The sequence below is a fragment of the Streptomyces flaveolus genome (assembly GCF_014648815.1).
In the GTDB taxonomy this organism is placed as follows: Bacteria; Actinomycetota; Actinomycetes; order Streptomycetales; family Streptomycetaceae; genus Streptomyces; species Streptomyces flaveolus.
The window spans coordinates 61,210-77,709 of record NZ_BMRV01000025.1 but is presented as its reverse complement, the minus strand read 5'-3'; the positions used below and the strand labels follow the sequence as shown (position 1 = coordinate 77,709).

16 protein-coding genes and 1 pseudogene are annotated in these 16,500 nt (G+C 72.1%); 8 read left to right on the top strand and 9 right to left on the bottom strand.

Annotated features, from left to right (window positions below; all coding sequences use genetic code 11):
* A pseudogene (locus IEZ05_RS35130) lies at positions 1–168 on the top strand (LCP family protein); the annotation flags it as partial.
* A gap of 89 nt (positions 169–257) precedes the next feature.
* On the top strand, positions 258–1,880 hold the full coding sequence (locus tag IEZ05_RS35125; RefSeq protein ID WP_189234377.1) for an LCP family protein: 1,623 nt from the start codon (positions 258–260) through the stop codon (positions 1,878–1,880).
* Between the two features lie 6 nt (positions 1,881–1,886).
* On the opposite strand, the gene IEZ05_RS35120 is transcribed toward IEZ05_RS35125, so the two are convergent.
* A complete protein-coding gene (locus IEZ05_RS35120; protein ID WP_189234376.1) occupies positions 1,887–2,933 on the bottom strand; it encodes a glycosyltransferase family 2 protein in 1,047 nt (348 codons plus the stop codon).
* Positions 2,934–3,072: 139 nt separating this feature from the next.
* Between IEZ05_RS35120 and IEZ05_RS35115 the strand changes: the two genes are divergently transcribed.
* Positions 3,073–4,584 carry an LCP family protein gene (locus IEZ05_RS35115; protein ID WP_457852748.1) on the top strand — a complete coding sequence of 504 codons (1,512 nt, stop codon included), beginning with the start codon at positions 3,073–3,075 and terminating at the stop codon, positions 4,582–4,584.
* 12 nt (positions 4,585–4,596) lie between these two features.
* On the opposite strand, the gene IEZ05_RS35110 is transcribed toward IEZ05_RS35115, so the two are convergent.
* Positions 4,597–5,883, bottom strand: coding sequence for an LCP family protein (locus IEZ05_RS35110; protein ID WP_189234375.1), 1,287 nt, complete (start codon positions 5,881–5,883; stop codon positions 4,597–4,599).
* Between the two features lie 118 nt (positions 5,884–6,001).
* Here IEZ05_RS35110 and IEZ05_RS35105 point away from each other — a divergent pair, with 118 nt between their 5' ends.
* The gene (locus tag IEZ05_RS35105; protein WP_189234374.1) at positions 6,002–6,568 is read left to right on the top strand and encodes an acyl-CoA thioesterase; all 567 of its coding nucleotides are present in this window, start codon (positions 6,002–6,004) and stop codon (positions 6,566–6,568) included.
* 67 nt (positions 6,569–6,635) lie between these two features.
* Here the strand turns inward: IEZ05_RS35105 and IEZ05_RS35100 are convergent, their stop codons facing one another.
* On the bottom strand, positions 6,636–7,793 hold the full coding sequence (locus IEZ05_RS35100; protein WP_189234373.1) for an acyl-CoA dehydrogenase: 1,158 nt from the start codon (positions 7,791–7,793) through the stop codon (positions 6,636–6,638).
* Positions 7,794–7,973: 180 nt separating this feature from the next.
* Here IEZ05_RS35100 and IEZ05_RS35095 point away from each other — a divergent pair, with 180 nt between their 5' ends.
* On the top strand, positions 7,974–9,317 hold the full coding sequence (locus IEZ05_RS35095) for a UDP-glucose dehydrogenase family protein (protein WP_189234372.1): 1,344 nt from the start codon (positions 7,974–7,976) through the stop codon (positions 9,315–9,317).
* 140 nt (positions 9,318–9,457) lie between these two features.
* Here the strand turns inward: IEZ05_RS35095 and IEZ05_RS35090 are convergent, their stop codons facing one another.
* The gene (locus IEZ05_RS35090) at positions 9,458–9,964 is read right to left on the bottom strand and encodes a CGNR zinc finger domain-containing protein (protein WP_189234371.1); all 507 of its coding nucleotides are present in this window, start codon (positions 9,962–9,964) and stop codon (positions 9,458–9,460) included.
* A 92-nt stretch (positions 9,965–10,056) separates the two neighbouring features.
* Here IEZ05_RS35090 and IEZ05_RS35085 point away from each other — a divergent pair, with 92 nt between their 5' ends.
* The gene (locus IEZ05_RS35085; RefSeq protein WP_189234370.1) at positions 10,057–10,428 is read left to right on the top strand and encodes a VOC family protein; all 372 of its coding nucleotides are present in this window, start codon (positions 10,057–10,059) and stop codon (positions 10,426–10,428) included.
* Positions 10,429–10,456: 28 nt separating this feature from the next.
* A complete protein-coding gene (locus IEZ05_RS35080; protein ID WP_189234369.1) occupies positions 10,457–10,849 on the top strand; it encodes a VOC family protein in 393 nt (130 codons plus the stop codon).
* Between the two features lie 12 nt (positions 10,850–10,861).
* Here IEZ05_RS35080 and IEZ05_RS35075 read toward each other — a convergent pair whose 3' ends face one another.
* Entirely contained in the window at positions 10,862–11,992 is a 1,131-nt protein-coding gene (locus tag IEZ05_RS35075) for a dipeptidase (RefSeq protein ID WP_189234368.1), read from the bottom strand.
* A gap of 105 nt (positions 11,993–12,097) precedes the next feature.
* The gene (locus IEZ05_RS35070; RefSeq protein ID WP_189234385.1) at positions 12,098–12,454 is read right to left on the bottom strand and encodes a MerR family transcriptional regulator; all 357 of its coding nucleotides are present in this window, start codon (positions 12,452–12,454) and stop codon (positions 12,098–12,100) included.
* 55 nt (positions 12,455–12,509) lie between these two features.
* Between IEZ05_RS35070 and IEZ05_RS35065 the strand changes: the two genes are divergently transcribed.
* Complete coding sequence (locus IEZ05_RS35065; protein ID WP_189234367.1) at positions 12,510–13,652, top strand: alkene reductase; 1,143 nt, start codon at positions 12,510–12,512, stop codon at positions 13,650–13,652.
* On the opposite strand, the gene IEZ05_RS35060 is transcribed toward IEZ05_RS35065, so the two are convergent.
* Genes IEZ05_RS35060 through IEZ05_RS35050 form a run of 3 tightly spaced genes read right to left on the bottom strand, consistent with a single transcriptional unit; the run spans position 13,601 to position 16,454 of the window.
* Positions 13,601–14,779: a dipeptidase gene (locus tag IEZ05_RS35060; RefSeq protein ID WP_189234366.1), complete on the bottom strand. Its 1,179-nt coding sequence runs from the start codon at positions 14,777–14,779 to the stop codon at positions 13,601–13,603. The genes IEZ05_RS35065 and IEZ05_RS35060 overlap by 52 nt on opposite strands.
* A 5-nt stretch (positions 14,780–14,784) precedes the next feature.
* Positions 14,785–15,318 (bottom strand): 5-(carboxyamino)imidazole ribonucleotide mutase, encoded by a 534-nt coding sequence (purE, locus tag IEZ05_RS35055; RefSeq protein ID WP_189234365.1) that lies wholly within the window; start codon positions 15,316–15,318, stop codon positions 14,785–14,787.
* Positions 15,315–16,454: a 5-(carboxyamino)imidazole ribonucleotide synthase gene (locus IEZ05_RS35050; protein ID WP_189234364.1), complete on the bottom strand. Its 1,140-nt coding sequence runs from the start codon at positions 16,452–16,454 to the stop codon at positions 15,315–15,317. Before IEZ05_RS35050 ends, purE begins: the two co-directional genes overlap by 4 nt.
* Between the last annotated feature and the right edge of the window lie 46 nt (positions 16,455–16,500).

The following is a 16,500-nucleotide window of genomic DNA, read 5'->3' as shown; positions in this document are numbered from 1 at the left end:
GCCGCCATGAAGCCCGGCGAGAGCGTCACCAACTCCCAGGGCCTGCCCACCATGACACTCACCCTCGGCAAGGACTTCAAGGGCGCCGGGGTCAAGATCAACGCCGCTTCCGCGGAGACGCCGGAGCTGGACAAGTCCACGGCCGACCAGGTGCAGTGCGCCAGTTGACCTGAGGGGCCCGTCGTACGTCTCACAGGACGACCGCGGACGGAGGACGGGCCCGCGGCGCGGCGGCAGGGGTGGGGAAGGACGCGGAAGTGACGCAGAGCGGTGTACAGGGGGAGGCCACGCGGCAGGCCGCGTCGGACGCCCCCGAGGGCGACGAGACGGTCGCGGGCCGGGGGGACGACGGCGAGGACGGCGACGGGGCCGGTATACACCGGCCCCGCCGGGGGCTGCGGGTGCTCCGCTGGACCGCACTGACCCTCGCGGTGCTCCTGATCGGCACGGCCGGTGCCGGTTACCTCTACTACGAGCATCTGAACGACAACATCGAGCAGGACGTCCTGAACCTGGGCGACAACAAGGTCGCCGCGCCGACGCCGAACGCCGCCGGCCAGACCCCGCTGAACATCCTCGTCATCGGCTCGGACGCCCGGGACAGCGAGGAGAACCAGCAACTCGGCGGCGCGCGCGAGACGTTCGGCTCCACGCCGCTGGCCGATGTGCAGATGCTGGTGCACCTGTCCGCCGACCGCAGCAACATGTCGGTCGTCAGCATGCCCCGCGACACCCTGGTGAAGATCCCGAAGTGCACCGACCCGGACGACGGGACGGTCTACCCGGCGAGCGAGGGCCGGGTGATGACCAACCAGAGCCTCGGCCACGGCGGCCCCGGCTGCACGGTGGCCACCTGGCAGGAGCTCACCGGCATCCACATCGACCACTTCGTGATGGTCGACTTCGCGGGCGTGGTGTCGATGGCGGACGCCGTCGGCGGCGTCCCGGTCTGCGTGGACGCCAACATCCACTCGCGTGACGGACAGGGCCACGGCTCCGGCCTGAAGCTGGAGAAGGGCACCCACCCGGTGAAGGGCGAGCAGGCCCTGCAGTGGCTGCGGACCCGTTACGGCTTCGAGGACGGCAGCGACCTGGCCCGCGCCAAGGCCCAGCACATGTACCTCAACTCGATGGTCCGCGTGCTGCGCGAGAACGCCACGCTCAGCAGCCCGGGCCGGCTGCGCGCGCTCGCCGAGGAGGCCACCGAGGCGCTCACGGTCGACCCGGGCCTCGACACCGTCAAGAAGCTGTACGACCTCAGCAGCGAGCTGCGCACGGTGAAGCCGGAACGCATCACCATGACCACGATGCCCAACCGGTACGTGGGCGCGCGCGTGGAGCCGACCGAGGACGCGGAGCGGTTGTTCCGGCTGGTGCGGGAGGACATCGCGCTGGACGGCAAGGACGCGAAGAAGAAGGAGCCCGGGCCCGGCCGGGAGTCACAGGCCCCCACCGACCCGGCCGCCACCGACGACGAGATCGCGGTGCAGGTCCGCAACGGCACCCGCACCGACGACCTCGCGGCGGCCCGAGGGCGCGCCGACACGGTCGCCGGGCTGCTGGTGGAGCGGGGCTTCACGCGGGCCGTCGCCGACCCCTCGGTGCTGCCGAGCGAGGACCGTACGGTCGTCCGCTACCCCAGCGCCGACCTGGCGGGCGACGCGCGGCGGGTCGCCGAGTCGCTGGGTATTCCGGCGAGTTCGGTGCAGCGGTCGACCGACGTCTCGGGCGTCACGCTCGTCGTGGGAGCGGACTGGCGCGAGGACACGGCCTACGAGGTGCCCGAGGCGGACGACACCACCCCGGAGTCGGCCGAGGCCCTCAACGGCGCGGACACCGGCGCCTGCATGCACGTGAACCCGGGGTTCACCTGGTCCTGAGCGGCGTCACCGGGCGCCGGCGGCGTCGGCGTCCGGCTGGACCGCCGGGCGCCGCGACGCGATGACCCGCTTCGCCAGCGACCGCGGGCTGGTCAGGAAGCCGAAGCCCCAGGACATGTGCATGGTCGCCAGCGCCACCGGGATCTGCGCCCGCGCCTTCAGCCCGAGCCCCTTGCCCGCCGGGAGCGAGCCCGCGACGATCGCGGCGAGGTAGCCGCCGGGTACGACGAAGCCCCACGGGGTCAGCGCCGCGCCCACCACGACGCCGGCCGCGATCGCGCACACGGCGGTCGGCGGGGCGAGGTAGCGCAGGTTGATGGAGCCGGAGTGGTAGCGGGCGACGACGTGCCGCCAGCGGCCGTAGTCCTTGTACTGCTTGGCCAGCGCCCGCACGGAGGGCCGGGGCCGGTAGGACACCTTCAGCTCGGGCGAAAACCAGATCAGGCCGCCGGCCTCACGGATGCGGAAGTTCAGCTCCCAGTCCTGGGCGCGTATGAACTCCTCGTTGTACCCGCCCTGCCGCTCCAGCGCCTCGCGGCGGAACACGCCCAGGTAGACCGTCTCGGCCGGACCCGCCTGACCGCCCGTGTGGAAGGCCGCGTTGCCCACGCCGATCTTCGACGTCATCGCGGCGGCGACGGCGTCCTCCCAGGCGTTCTCGCCCTCGGCGTGCATGATGCCGCCCACGTTCTGCGCGCCGGTCTCCTCCAGCAGCCGTACGGCCGTGGCGATGTAGTTCGGCGAGAGCATGCCGTGGCCGTCGACGCGGACGACGACGGGATGGCGCGAGGCCTTGATCGCGGCGTTCAGCGCGGCGGGCGTGCGGCCCGTGGGGTTCGGCACGGTGTGGACGCGGGGGTCCTCGCGGACGAGTTCGGCGGCGATCTCTTCCGTGCGGTCCGTGGAGGGACCGACGGCGATCACGACCTCCATCTCGCCGGCGTACTCCTGGGCGAGGATGGCGCGGACGGCGCCGCGCAGGTGCCGCTCCTCGTTGAGGACGGGCATGATCACGGAAACGGCGGGCAGCCGCACGTCGGACTTGGCGTTCATCGGTGCTCACGTTACCGCGAACGGGGGACACGGGTGCGCGCCGCGGGGGTCACGGCCCCGGTCAGCAGATCGTATGGGCCTACGGTGCTCACGGATCCCACGTCCGGCCCCCAGGTTCCGCCCTCGCGGAGGTGTCACCTTGCCCACGCCGCCCCGCTCCCCCAGGGTCCCGGCATCGCCCCCACAGGGCGGTCCCCCGCCGCAGCGCACCCGTCCGCGGCCCTCCCGCCGCCCGCCGGTGCCCGCCGTACGGCGCAAGAGGCCGCGCTGGGCCGTGCGGGCGGTGACGGCGCTGTCGGTGGTGGTGCTCGCCTCCGCCGGGATCGGGCACGCGGTGCTCTCGGGTCTGGACGCGGACATCGCCCGCGTCGACGCCTTCAAGGACATGAAGAACCGCCCGCGCGGCGGTGACGGCATGAACGTCCTGCTGGTCGGCACCGACGGCCGCGACCGGATCAGCGAGGAGGAACGGCGGAAGTACCGGCTCGGCGGCGCTCCCTGCCACTGCACGGACACGATCATGATCGTGCACATCTCGGAGGACCGGGAGCGGGCGAGCGTGGTCAGCCTGCCGCGCGACTCGTACGCCGTGACGCCCGACCACACCGACCGCACGACCGGCGCGCACCACCGGGGACACCCCGTCAAGCTGAACGCGGCCTACGCCGAGGGCGGGCCCCAGCTGACCATCCGCACCGTGGAGAGCATGACCCGCGTGAAGATCGACCACTATCTGGAGGTCGACTTCACCAGCTTCATGAAGACCGTGGACGTCCTCGGCGGCGTGCGGATCTGCACCGTCCAGCCGCTCAAGGACAGCTACACCGGGCTCGACCTGCCGGCCGGCACGCACGAGCTGACCGGCGGGCAGGCCCTTCAGTACGTCCGCGCCCGCCATCTCGACGGGGCCTCGGACCTGAGCCGGATGAAGCGCCAGCAGCGCTTCCTGGCCGCGCTGATCGACCGGGCGACCTCCTCCGGGCTCCTGCTGAACCCGCTCAAGTTCCGCGACGTCACGCAGGCGGTGCTGGGTTCGGTGCGGGCCGACAAGGGGTTCGGCACCGACGAGCTGCTGGCCCTCGGGCGGGCGATGCGGAGCTTCTCGCCGTCGTCCTCCGAGTTCACCACCGTGCCGATCGGGCAGATGGGCTACGCCGTCAAGGGCGTCGGCTCAACCCTCAAGTGGGACCCCGCCGAGTCGAAGCGGATCTTCGACGCGCTGCGCGAGGACAAGCCGCTGGCCCCGCCCGGTCCGAAGCACAAGGGCCCGGCGCCGGTGCGGGTACCGGTCGACCCGAAGCAGATCCGGGTGCAGGTGGAGAACGGCACGCACACCCCCGGGCTGGGCAGGCGCGTGGACGACGCGCTGGCCGCGACCGGCTTCCTCACCACCCGGGCTCCGGTGAACGCCGCCGACCGCGCGGTAGCACGGACCGTGGTCGCCTTCGACCCCCGCTGGGACAACTCGGCGAAGTCGCTGGCCGCCGCCCTGCCCGGGAGCGAGCTCAGGCCGGTCAAGGGCCAGGGGGCGACGCTGAGGGTGATCGCGGGCGCCGACTTCGGGCAGGTGGCGACGGTGAGGCCGGCGGACCCCCCGCAGGAGTCGGGCGCGGTGGTACGCGGCGACGAGGTGGTGTGCGGGGAGCGGTGACCGGCCGCGGCCTCAGTTGCCGGAGACGGTGACCTTGTCGTCGTTCTTCAGCTGCTCCACCAGCTTCTTCACCTTGGCGTCGTCCCACTTGAGGTTTCCGCCGACGCTGCCGGAGACCGGCATGTTCATCGAGGTGCCCTCGCCGCCGCTGACGCTCTTCATCGCCCAGAACATGCCGGCCAGGTCGAACAGGCCCATGTCCTTGTCGACGATGAGGGAGTCCAGGCCCGCGCCCATGGTCGGGTACAGCTTGAACGGGTTCAGCACGGTCGACGGGGTGGCCACCTGGCTCGCCAGGGCCGACAGGAACTTCTGCTGGTTCTTCGTGCGGTCCAGGTCGGAGCCGGGCAGCGCGTACCGGGTGCGGACGAAGGCCAGGGCCTCCTCGCCGTTCAGGGTCTGCTTGCCCTTCTTGAAGTCGGCGCCGGACTTCTTGTCCTTGATGTCCTGCGGGATGTCGATCTCGACGCCGCCGACCGAGTCCACGATGTTGGCGAAGCCGGCGAAGCCGATCTCCACGTAGTGGTCGATGCGCAGCCCGGTGTTGAACTCGACGGTGCGCACCAGCAGCTCGGGGCCGTCCTCCGCGTACGCGGCGTTCAGCTTCACGTGCCGGCCCGTGCCCTCGTACTTCTTGCCGGACTCCGAGCCGACGAAGCTCGGGATCTCGACGTCCGAGTCGCGGGGCAGCGAGACCAGCGTCGACCCGTTGTCCCCGGTGTGCAGGATCATCATCGAGTCGGTGCGCTTGCCCTCGGCCGAACCGGTGTGCAGGTCCTTCTTCTGCGCGTCGGTCATGCCCTCGCGGCTGTCGGAGCCGACGATCAGGTAGTTGGTGCCCTCGCCGGCCTCGGGGCGGTCGATGACCTTGGACAGGTCGACCTCGCGGTTGAGCTTGGAGTCGGCCCAGAAGTAGGTCCCGACCGTGGTGACGACCAGCACGGTCACCACCGTGATCGCCGTCCACTTGATCCGGCGCCGCCAGTCCGGCGCGGGGCGCGCACCGCCCGGGCCGGGCCCGGAGGGGCCGCGGCCGCCGGCGCTGCCGTAGACCTGGCCGGTGTTGTAGCCGCTGTCGTACGCGTCCTGGCCGCCGTAGCCCTGGCCGTCGACGTACGACGGCTGCTGCGGCACCCCGCCCCCGTACGGAGGAGCCGACCCGCCCGGGCCGGGCGGCGGCACCGCGCCGCGGCGGACCTGACGCATCACGCGGGCGCTCTCGGGCTGTGCGCTCGCGCTGCCGCGTCCGTACCGGCCGGCGCGGTTGTCACCGGGTCGTCCCTGGGGCCAATCAGTCATGCGGACCAGTGTGCAGGTCCCGACGGCGCGGCTGACAGGGGCGTCGGAAAATAGGGGCGGCGCTGTTGCGAAGCTGACACAAATTACTCGGATGTCGTCCCGGCATAAGGTGGAGGGCATGACAGACCAGGCAGAACAGGCCTCGGCCGCGGAGTCGGCGACACCGGAGATCCCGGGCAAGCCGACCTCGGCCTCCCGCACCACCCTCAGCCACATCATGACGCACAGCGACACCAACCTTCTGGGCACGGTGCACGGCGGCGTCATCATGAAGCTGGTCGACGACGCGGCCGGCGCCGTCGCCGGACGGCACTCCGGCGGTCCCGCCGTCACCGCGTCCATGGACGAGATGGCGTTCCTCGAACCGGTCCGGGTCGGCGACCTCGTCCATGTGAAGGCCCAGGTCAACTGGACCGGCCGCACCTCCATGGAGGTCGGCGTGCGGGTGCTGGCCGAGCGGTGGAACGAGTCCGCCCCCGCCACCCAGGTCGGCTCGGCCTACCTGGTGTTCGCCGCGGTGGACGCCGACGGCAAGCCCCGCTCGGTGCCGCCGGTGATCCCGGAGACCGAGAAGGACAAGCGGCGCTACCAGGAGGCCCAGATCCGCCGCACCCACCGTCTGGCCCGCCGCCGCGCGATCATGGAGCTGCGGGAGCGCCGGGTGGCGGAGGGCTACGAGGACTGAGCGCCCCGCGCACGCGCGAAGGGCGCCCGGGACATCGGTCCCGGGCGCCCTTCGGCCGTGCGAGGCGTTACGGCAGGTTGCGCGCCATGACGATGCGCTGCACCTGGTTGGTGCCCTCGTAGATCTGCGTGATCTTGGCGTCGCGCATCATGCGCTCCACCGGGTAGTCACGGGTGTAGCCGTAGCCGCCGAGCAGCTGGACGGCGTCCGTGGTGACCTCCATCGCCACGTCGGAGGCGAAGCACTTGGCGGCGGCCCCCTGGAAGGTGAGGTCCGCGTCACCGCGCTCGGACTTCGCGGCAGCCGCGTAGGTGAGCTGGCGGGCGGCCTCGATCTTCATGGCCATGTCGGCGAGCATGAACTGGACGCCCTGGAAGTCGGCGATCGGCTTGCCGAACTGCTTGCGCTCCTTGACGTAGCCCTTGGCGTAGTCGAGGGCGCCCTGGGCGATGCCGAGGGCCTGGGCGGCGATGGTGATGCGGGTGTGGTCCAGCGTCTTCATCGCGGTGGCGAAGCCGGTGCCCTCCGCGCCGATCATGCGGTCGGCGGGGATGCGGACGTTGTCGAGGTAGACCTCGCGGGTCGGCGAGCCCTTTATGCCGAGCTTCTTCTCCGGGGCCCCGAAGGAGACGCCCTCGTCGGACTTCTCGACGACGAACGCGGAGATGCCCTTGGAGCGCTTGTCGGGGTCGGTGACGGCCATCACCGTGTAGTACTCGGAGACGCCCGCGTTGGTGATCCAGCGCTTGACGCCGTTGAGCACCCAGAAGTCGCCGTCGCGCACGGCCTTGGTCTTCATGCCGGCCGCGTCGGAGCCCGCGTCGGGCTCGGAGAGGCAGTACGAGAACATGCCGTCGCCCTTGGCGAGCGGGGTCATGTACTTCTTCTTCAGCTCCTCGGAGCCGGAGAGGATCACCGGCAGCGAGCCGAGCTTGTTCACCGCGGGGATGAGGGAGGAGCTCGCGCAGACGCGGGCCACCTCCTCGATCACGATGACCGTGGCGAGGGCGTCGGCGCCCGCGCCGCCGTACTCCTCGGGGACGTGCACGGCGTGCAGGTCGTTCGCCGTCAGGGCGTCGAGGGCCTCCTGCGGGAAGCGGGCCTCCTCGTCGACCGCGGCGGCGTGCGGCGCGATCTTCGCCTCGGCCAGCGAGCGGACGGCGTCGCGGAGCATGTCGTGCTCCTCGGACGGGCGGTACAGGTCGAAGTCAGCCGATCCGGCCAAGGTCTCTCACGCTCCAAAACACTGTGATGCTGGGCACGCTAACTACCGTTAAGTAACCCAAATTTTAGAACGCCCGGGCTTCCGTGGATAGGTGAGGTGGGCGACAGCCGACCAGGGGCCCTCCCCGGTGCCCCGGATATGCTCGGGCGCGCACCTCAGCCGTACACCTCTGGAGCACCCATGGCCCTCAAGATCACCGTGATCGGCACCGGCTACCTCGGCGCGACCCATGCGGCGGCCATGGCCGAGCTCGGTTTCGAGGTGCTGGGCCTGGACGTGGTGCCCGAGAAGATCGAGATGCTCCAGCGGGGCGAGGTCCCGATGTACGAGCCGGGTCTCGAGGAACTGCTGGCCAAGCACGTCGCCGGCATCGAGGGGTCCAGCGGGCGGCTGCGCTTCACCACCGACTTCGCGGAGGTCGCGGCCTTCGGCGACGTGCACTTCCTGTGTGTGAACACGCCGCAGAAGCACGGCGAGTACGCCTGCGACATGTCCTACGTCGACTCCGCGCTGGCCTCGCTCGCGCCGCATCTGCGCGGCCCCGCCCTGGTCGTCGGCAAGTCGACCGTGCCCGTGGGCAGCGCCGACCGGCTGGCCGCCTACCTCGCCGAGCACGCCCCGGCGGGCGGCGACGCCGAGCTGGCCTGGAACCCGGAGTTCCTGCGCGAGGGCTTCGCCGTCCAGGACACGCTGCACCCGGACCGGATCGTGGTCGGGGTGCGCAGCGAGCGGGCCGAGAAGCTGCTGCGCGAGGTGTACGCCACACCGATCGCCGACGGTTCGCCGTTCGTCGTCACCGACTTCCCGACGGCCGAGCTGGTGAAGACCGCCGCGAACTCCTTCCTGGCGACCAAGATCTCCTTCATCAACGCGATGGCGGAGGTCTGCGAGGCCGCCGACGGCGACGTCGCCAAGCTGGCGGAGGCCATCGGGCACGACGACCGGATCGGCAGGAAGTTCCTGCGGGCCGGGATCGGCTTCGGCGGCGGCTGTCTGCCCAAGGACATCCGGGCGTTCATGGCGCGTGCCGGCGAGCTGGGCGCGGACCAGGCGCTGACGTTCCTGCGCGAGATCGACTCCATCAACATGCGCCAGCGCGGCCAGATGGTGGAGCTGGCCCGGCAGGCGCTGGGCGGCGGCCCGTTCCTGGGCAAGCGGGTCGCGGTGCTCGGCGCCACCTTCAAGCCCGACTCGGACGACGTCCGGGACTCGCCCGCGCTGAACGTCGCCGGGCAGATCCACCTCCAGGGCGCCCAGGTGACGGTGTACGACCCGAAGGGCATGGACAACGCCCGGCGGCTGTTCCCGACGCTCGGCTACGCCGACTCGGCGCTGGAGGCGGTGCGCGGCGCCGACGCCGTGCTGCACCTGACGGAGTGGCGGGAGTTCCGCGAGCTGGACCCGGAGACGCTGGGCGAGGCGGCGACGGCGCGGGTGATCCTCGACGGCCGCAACGCCCTGGACCCGGAGGTCTGGCGGCGGGCCGGATGGACCTACCGGGCGATGGGCCGGCCGACGGCCTAGGCGGCGGCCTCGCACTGCCCCGCGATCAGACCCGGCATCGACGGGTGACGCCGGTTCGGCCGAGGCTCAGTCGGCCGAACCGGCGTCCGTCCGCATTCTGCCCCACCGGGCCGCGCACCGGCCGCGGAACCTCCCGGGTCTTACGCCTCCTTGGCGCGGTACCGGCGCATCTTCGCGCGCGCCCCGCACACCCGCATCGAGCACCAGCGCCCGCGTCCGGCCGGGCTGCGGTCGTAGTACGCCCAGTGGCAGTCGGCGGCCTCGCACGCCTTGAGGCGGCTCCAGGTGCCCGCGACCAGCGCCTCGGCGACGGCTGCGGCGACCCGGGCGAGCAGGGACCCGGCACGGGCCGGGGCGAGGGCGGCGGAGCCGTCGGCCGGGTCGACCGTCACGACCAGCGGGGCCCCGGCCAGCAGCTCGCCGAGCGGGGTGACCGTGCGGTGCGGCGGGTGCCCGGCGTGCGCGAGCAGGGCCGCGCGCAGTGACTCGCGCAGGTCGCGCGCGTCCGGCACCTCGTCCTCCGTCAGACCGAAACGCGCCCGGCCCTCCGGCGTGCTCAGCGAGTCGGCGCCCGTCTCCAGGTCCAGCGTGTTCACCAGGGCCTCGATCACGTCCAGGCCACCCGGTGCGGGCGATCTCTCACTCATGCTTGCGACGTTACTGCCAATGCGGGAGCATGGGGTAACCGTTACCGGTTACCCGTACCTTGTGGGTAACCGCTGACTTCAAGGAGGAAGTCATGGCCGTAGCCGAGCTGGGCGTCGTCGTCCTGGACTGTCCCGACCCCCGCGCGCTGGCCCGCTTCTACGCCGACGTGCTCGGCGGCACCGTCGAGGTCCAGAACGACGGACAGGACGAGTGGGTCGACCTGAAGCTGCCCGGCGGGCAGGCCCTGGCCTTCCAGGCCGCCCCCGAGTACGTACCCCCGAAGTGGCCGGGGCCCGACGGCGCGCAGCAGTTCCACCTCGACCTCGACGTGCCGGACCTGGACGCGGCCGAGAAGGCCGTGCTGGAGCTCGGCGCCCGTCCGCTGGACGCCGAGGACCGGTCCCGCTCGTTCCGCGTTTACGCCGACCCCGCCGGGCACCCGTTCTGCCTCTGTGCCTGCTGACGTCATCCACATCACCGGGAGGAACCCCATGGCACCCGTGGCACGTTTCCGCTCCGTCGTCGTCGACTGTCCCGAGCCCCGCGAGCTGGCCCGCTTCTACGCGCAGGTCGGCGGCGGCACTCCGGACGAGGAGGACCCGGACTGGGTCGTGCTCCAGGTGCCCGGCGGACCGCGGGTGTCCTTCCAGCGGGTGGCGGAGCTCACCCCGCCCGAGTGGCCGCGCTCCGACCGCAACGCCCAGCAGTTCCACCTCGACTTCGACGGCGGGGCGACCTGGGAGGAGATGGACGCGGCGCACGAGAAGGTGCTCGCGCTGGGCGCCCGGCCGCTGGACCTGGAGGACCGGGAGAAGAAGGACTTCATGGTGTACGCCGATCCGGCGGGGCATCCGTTCTGCCTGTGCCGGATCGAGCACAGCTGACGCCGGCGGTGCTCAGCCGTCGAGCGCGGCGATCGTCGCGGTCGACGGCTGGCGCCGCAGCTGCGCCGCACGGGCGGTGAAGGCCGCACCCCGCAGCACACGCTGCACGTTCCCCCAGGTCAGCAGCGCGACATCCGCCTCGTCCCAGCCGCGGCGCAGCAGCTCGGCGACGAGCCGGGGGTAGCAGGAGGCGTCGCCGAGCTCCAGCGGGTGGGCGGTTCCGGTGTCGTAGGTGCCGGACAGTCCGACGCTCCGCGGGCCGGCGACCTCACGGACGTGGTCCAGGTGGTCGGCGACGTCCCGGACGGTCGGGCCGGTCTGCTCGGCGGTCAGCGGCACCATGCACAGGCCCCCGGCCGCGCCCAGCTCGGCGAGCAGGTCGTCGGGCAGGTTGGCGGGGTGCGGGCGCAGGGCGCGGGCGGCGGAGCGGGTGCACAGCGCGGGCGCCTTGGAGACGGCGAACGTACGGCGGACGGTCTCCGCGCCGGCGCCCGAGAGGTCGGCGACGACGCCGAGCCGGTTCATCTCGCGGACGACCTCCTCGCCGAACCGCGTCAGTCCGGCCTCGCTCGCCCACGAGGCGCCGGTCAGGGTGAGCACCCGCAGGCCGAGGGCGTGCAGGGAGCGCAGGATGCCGAGGCTGTCGCCGAGCGCGGCGGCTCCGGCGGGGCCGGGCAGCACGGCGACGCGGCCGCAGTTGCGGGCGTCGATGGTCTGCCCCGCGTCGTACGCCAGCCGGAGGCCCTCGGGGTGGGCGCGGACGACCGTCCTGGCCAGGTCGAGCTGCTCCAGGGTGGCGCCGACGGCCCGGTCGCCGTCGATGCCCTCGGGCAGGTGCAGCGACCAGAACAGGGCCCCGACGTGTCCTTCGCGCAGCCGGGGCACGTCGGTGTGGACGCCGCTCTCGCCCAGCTCGAGGTCGTACCAGGACAGATGCTTGAGCGCCCGGGGCAGGCCGCAGTAGCCGTCGGCGACGGGGTGGGCGGCCAGCACGGCGTGGGCCCGGGTCAGCGGCTCGTCGCCGGGGTCGGACACGGGCGCGTAGGGCTCGGGCGGGAAGGCGTCATCGGGCAGCGGCACGGGCAGGTCGTCGAGCTCGCCGGCCTCGGTACCGGTGTGCAGGTCGTCCTGGAGGTCTGCCATGACGGGCTCCGTACGGTCGTCGTGCGTTACGGCCACCGTCACACGGAGCAGATGGGGCTTCCTGGTGGGCGGTGCGTTCGGGGGTACGGCGCCCGGGGCCCGCGCTCAGCCGCGGGCCGCGTCGATCACCTCGTCCAGGGTGTCCCGGGAACGGAGCAGGTCGGCGATGGTCCGGTCGATGCGGGCGCGTTCCGCGGTGAGGTCGGCGACCAGCTTCGGGGTGGCGACGGCCGAGGGCCCGCCGTCCCCGTCCCGCATGCAGGGCAGCAGCTCGGCGATCTTGCTGCTGCACAGCCCGGCCGCGTACAGCTCCTGGATGCGGATGACCCGGTCGACGGCCGCCTCCGCGTACTCGCGGTGCCCGCCGGGCGTACGCTCGGCCGCGAGCAGCCCCTGCTTCTCGTAGTAGCGCAGCGAGCGTTCACTGACGCCCGTACGCCGGGCGAGTTCGCCGATCCGCATGCCGTCGCCTCCGGAGCTTGATTCTGACACCTGTGTCAGGTTTTAGCGTACGGGCATGACGAACACAACAGCGCTCTTCGCCTCCGCCCCGCTCGGACCGCTCACCCTCCCCAACCGCCTGGTGATGGCCCCGCTGACCCGCAACCGCGCCGAGGCCGACGGCACTCCGACCCCGCTCATGGCCACGTACTACGCCCAGCGCGCCTCCGCCGGGCTGATCGTCGCGGAGGCCGCGACGCCGAACGCGGTCGGGCAGACGTACCCGAACATCACCGCCGTCCACAGCGCCCGGCACGTGGCGGGCTGGCGGCAGGTCACCGACGCCGTGCGGGAGGCGGGCGGACGGATGTTTCTCCAGCTCCAGCACGGCGGCCGGGTCGGTCATCCCGCGACCAGCGGCCTGACGCCCGTCGCGCCCTCGCCGGTGGCACTGCCCGAGACGATCTTCACGCCCGGGGGCCACCGTCCGGCCGTCGTCCCGAGGGAGATGACCGCCGAGGACATCCGCACCACCGTCGCGGACTTCGCGCGCGCCGCACGCAACGCGCTCGACGCCGGGTTCGAGGGGGTCGAGGTGCACTCCGCCAACGGACACCTCCTGCACCAGTTCCTGGCCGCCAACACCAACCGCCGCACCGACGGCTACGGCGGTTCGCTCGCCGGGCGGATCCGGTTCACGTCCGAGGTGACCGAGGCCGTGGCCGCCGAGATCGGCGCCGAACGGGTGGGCCTGCGCGTCTCCCCCGGCAACACCGTCAACGGCATCGCGGAGGGCGAGACCGAGGAGATCTACTCCGCGCTCGTGGAACGGCTCGGCGGGCTCGGGCTCGCCTATCTCCACCAGGTCTTCGCCGACCCGGACGACCCGGTGTTCCGGACGATCCGCGCCGGATGGCCGGGCGTGCTGATCGCCAACCCGGTGCTCGGCGAGGCGCCCACCACGGACACCGTGCGCCACGCCTCCGAGCGGCTGCTGGCCGCCGGCGCCGACCTGATCGCCCTGGGCCGGCCCTTCCTGGCCAACCCCGACCTGGTGGTCCGGCTGCGGCGCGGGGCACCGCTGAACCCGGTACGGGACCGGTACCTCATGTACGTGGGCGGGGCGACCGGATACACCGACTACCCCGCCCTCGCGGAGGAGACGGCTCAGCCGTCCAGGTCCTCCAACGTCGCGTTGGACGGCCCCCGCGTCGCCTGAAGCGCCCTGGCGACGTCCTCGGCGGCGCCCAGCACCCGTACCGCGTTCTTCCAGGTCAGCTTGGCCAGGTCGGCCTGGGACCAGCCGCGGTCGAGCAGCTCGGCGACGAGGTTCGGGTAGCCCGAGACGTCGTCGAGGCCGTCCGGCGTGAACGGCGTGCCGTCGTAGTCGCCGCCGATGCCGAGGTGGTCGACGCCGGCGACCTCGCGCATGTGGTCGAGGTGGTCGGCGACCGTGGACACCGTGGCGACCGGGCGCGGGGTGCGCTCCTCGAAGGCGCGGTGGACCTTCATCGCCTCCGGGCTGGTGTCCAGGTGGTGGAAGCCGTGCGCGCGCATGTTCTCGTCGGCCTCGGCCGTCCAGTCCACAGCGGCCTGGAGCACGAACTTCGGCACGAACGTCACCATCGCCATGCCGCCGTTGGCGGGCAGCCGCTCCAGCACGTCGTCCGGGATGTTGCGCGGGTGGTCGCAGACGGCCCGGGCGGAGGAGTGCGAGAAGATCACCGGCGCGGTGGAGGTGTCCAGCGCGTCCCGCATCGTCGTCGCGGCGACGTGCGAGAGGTCGACCAGCATGCCCTCGCGGTTCATCTCCCGCACGACCTCGCGGCCGAAGGCCGACAGACCACCGACGCCGGGCTCGTCGGTCGCCGAGTCCGCCCACGCCACGTTGTCGTTGTGGGTGAGCGTCATGTAGCGCACGCCGAGCGCGTACAGCCCGCGCAGGGTCGCGAGGGAGTTGTCGATGGAGTGGCCGCCCTCGGCGCCCATCAGCGACGCGATACGGCCCTCGCCGCGGGCCGCCTCCATGTCGGCGGCGGTCAGCGCGGCCCGCAGCTCCCCGGGGTGGCGGTCGATCAGCCGCCGTACGCAGTCGATCTGCTCCAGCGTCGCCGTCACCGCGCCCGGCAGGTCCGAGCGGACGTACACCGACCAGTACTGCGCACCGACGCCGCCGGCCCGCAGCCGGGCGAGGTCGGTGTGCAGGTGGGCGGACTGGTCCTCGGCGATGTCCCGGGCGTCGAGGTCGTAACGGACCTGCTCGCGCAGCGCCCACGGCAGGTCGTTGTGACCGTCGACGACGGGGAACTCCCGCAGCAGCTCCCGGGCCTGGTCCAGCGAGGTCATCCGGGTCACTTCCCGAAGCCGAAGCCGGCCGCCGAGCCCGCGACCTTGTTGCGCAGCCGCTTGCCCTTCTCGGTCGCCTGGTCGTTGAGGTCCTGCTGGAACTCGCGCATCCGGCCGAGCAGCTCCTCGTCGTGGGCGGCGAGCATGCGGGCGGCCAGGAGGCCGGCGTTGCGGGCGCCGCCGACGGAGACGGTGGCGACGGGGACACCGGCCGGCATCTGCACGATGGACAGGAGGCTGTCCATGCCGTCCAGGTACTTCAGCGGCACCGGCACACCGATGACCGGCAGCGGGGTGACCGAGGCGAGCATGCCGGGCAGGTGGGCGGCGCCCCCGGCCCCGGCGATGATCGCCTTCAGCCCGCGCCCGGCCGCCTGCTCGCCGTACGCGATCATCTCGTGCGGCATGCGGTGCGCGGAGACGACGTCGACCTCGTAGGGGATCTCGAACTCGTCGAGCGCCTTGGCGGCGGCCTCCATGACGGGCCAGTCGGAGTCCGACCCCATGACGATGCCCACGACCGGGCTGACCGGGCTCATTCGGTGATCGTCCCTCTCAGGTAGCCGGCAGCGTGACGAGCGCGCTCCAGCACGTCGTCCAGGTCGTCGCCGTAGGTGTTGACGTGGCCGACTTTACGGCCGGGCTTCACGTCCTTGCCGTACATGTGGATCTTCAGCTGGGGGTCGCGGGCCATGCAGTGCAGGTACGCGGAGTACATGTCCGGGTAGTCGCCGCCGAGGACGTTGACCATGACCGTCCACGGTGCGCGCGGGCGCGGGTCGCCCAGCGGCAGGTCGAGGACGGCGCGGACGTGGTTGGCGAACTGCGAGGTGATCGCGCCGTCCATCGTCCAGTGGCCGGAGTTGTGCGGGCGCATCGCGAGCTCGTTGACCAGGATGCGGCCGTCGCGGGTCTGGAACAGCTCGACGGCGAGGTGGCCGACGACGCCGAGTTCCTTGGCGATGCTGAGGGCCATCTCCTCGGCCCGCAGCGCCAGGTCCCGCTCCAGGTCGGGGGCGGGTGCGATCACCGTGTCGCACACGCCGTTCACCTGCTGGGACTCGACGACGGGGTAGGCCACCGCCTGGCCGTGCGGGGAGCGGACGACGTTGGCGGCCAGCTCGCGGACGAAGTCGACCTTCTCCTCCGCCAGCACGGGCACGCCGGCGCGGAAGGGCTCGGCGGCCTCCTCGACGGAGTCGACGACCCACACGCCCTTGCCGTCGTAACCGCCGCGGACCGTCTTGAGAACGACCGGGAAGCCCCCACCCTCCGCCGCGAAGGCGGCCACGTCGGCCGGATCGCTCACGATCCGGTGCCGCGGACAGGGCACGCCGATCTCGACCAGCTTGGCTCGCATCACCCCCTTGTCCTGGGCGTGGACCAGCGCGTCGGGCCCGGGGCGCACGGGGATGCCGTCCGCCTCCAGAGCCCGTAGGTGCTCGGTCGGTACGTGTTCGTGATCGAACGTGATCACGTCGCAGCCCCTCGCGAACGCGCGCAGCGTGTCGAGGTCGCGATAGTCGCCGATGACGACATCGCTGACGACCTGCGCCGCGGAATCCTGAGGGGTGTCACTGAGAAGCTTGAACCTGATGCCCAACGGGATGCCCGACTCGTGTGTCATACGCGCGAGCTGGCCCCCGCCGACCATGCCGACTACCGGGAACGTCACACCCCTAGCGTATCGGCCGCGCGGAGCCCACCGGTTTACCGGCCGT

What these genes read in the sequence shown, in the direction of transcription:
- IEZ05_RS35120 (WP_189234376.1), bottom strand. Translation starts at nt 2,933, where the DNA reads ATGAACGCCAAGTCCGACGTGCGGCTGCCCGCCGTTTCCGTGATCATG.
- IEZ05_RS35110 (WP_189234375.1), bottom strand. Translation starts at nt 5,883, where the DNA reads ATGACTGATTGGCCCCAGGGACGACCCGGTGACAACCGCGCCGGCCGG.
- IEZ05_RS35105 (WP_189234374.1), top strand. Translation starts at nt 6,002, where the DNA reads ATGACAGACCAGGCAGAACAGGCCTCGGCCGCGGAGTCGGCGACACCG.
- IEZ05_RS35095 (WP_189234372.1), top strand. Translation starts at nt 7,974, where the DNA reads ATGGCCCTCAAGATCACCGTGATCGGCACCGGCTACCTCGGCGCGACC.
- IEZ05_RS35090 (WP_189234371.1), bottom strand. Translation starts at nt 9,964, where the DNA reads ATGAGTGAGAGATCGCCCGCACCGGGTGGCCTGGACGTGATCGAGGCC.
- IEZ05_RS35085 (WP_189234370.1), top strand. Translation starts at nt 10,057, where the DNA reads ATGGCCGTAGCCGAGCTGGGCGTCGTCGTCCTGGACTGTCCCGACCCC.
- IEZ05_RS35080 (WP_189234369.1), top strand. Translation starts at nt 10,457, where the DNA reads ATGGCACCCGTGGCACGTTTCCGCTCCGTCGTCGTCGACTGTCCCGAG.
- IEZ05_RS35075 (WP_189234368.1), bottom strand. Translation starts at nt 11,992, where the DNA reads ATGGCAGACCTCCAGGACGACCTGCACACCGGTACCGAGGCCGGCGAG.
- IEZ05_RS35070 (WP_189234385.1), bottom strand. Translation starts at nt 12,454, where the DNA reads ATGCGGATCGGCGAACTCGCCCGGCGTACGGGCGTCAGTGAACGCTCG.
- IEZ05_RS35065 (WP_189234367.1), top strand. Translation starts at nt 12,510, where the DNA reads ATGACGAACACAACAGCGCTCTTCGCCTCCGCCCCGCTCGGACCGCTC.
- IEZ05_RS35060 (WP_189234366.1), bottom strand. Translation starts at nt 14,779, where the DNA reads ATGACCTCGCTGGACCAGGCCCGGGAGCTGCTGCGGGAGTTCCCCGTC.
- purE (WP_189234365.1), bottom strand. Translation starts at nt 15,318, where the DNA reads ATGAGCCCGGTCAGCCCGGTCGTGGGCATCGTCATGGGGTCGGACTCC.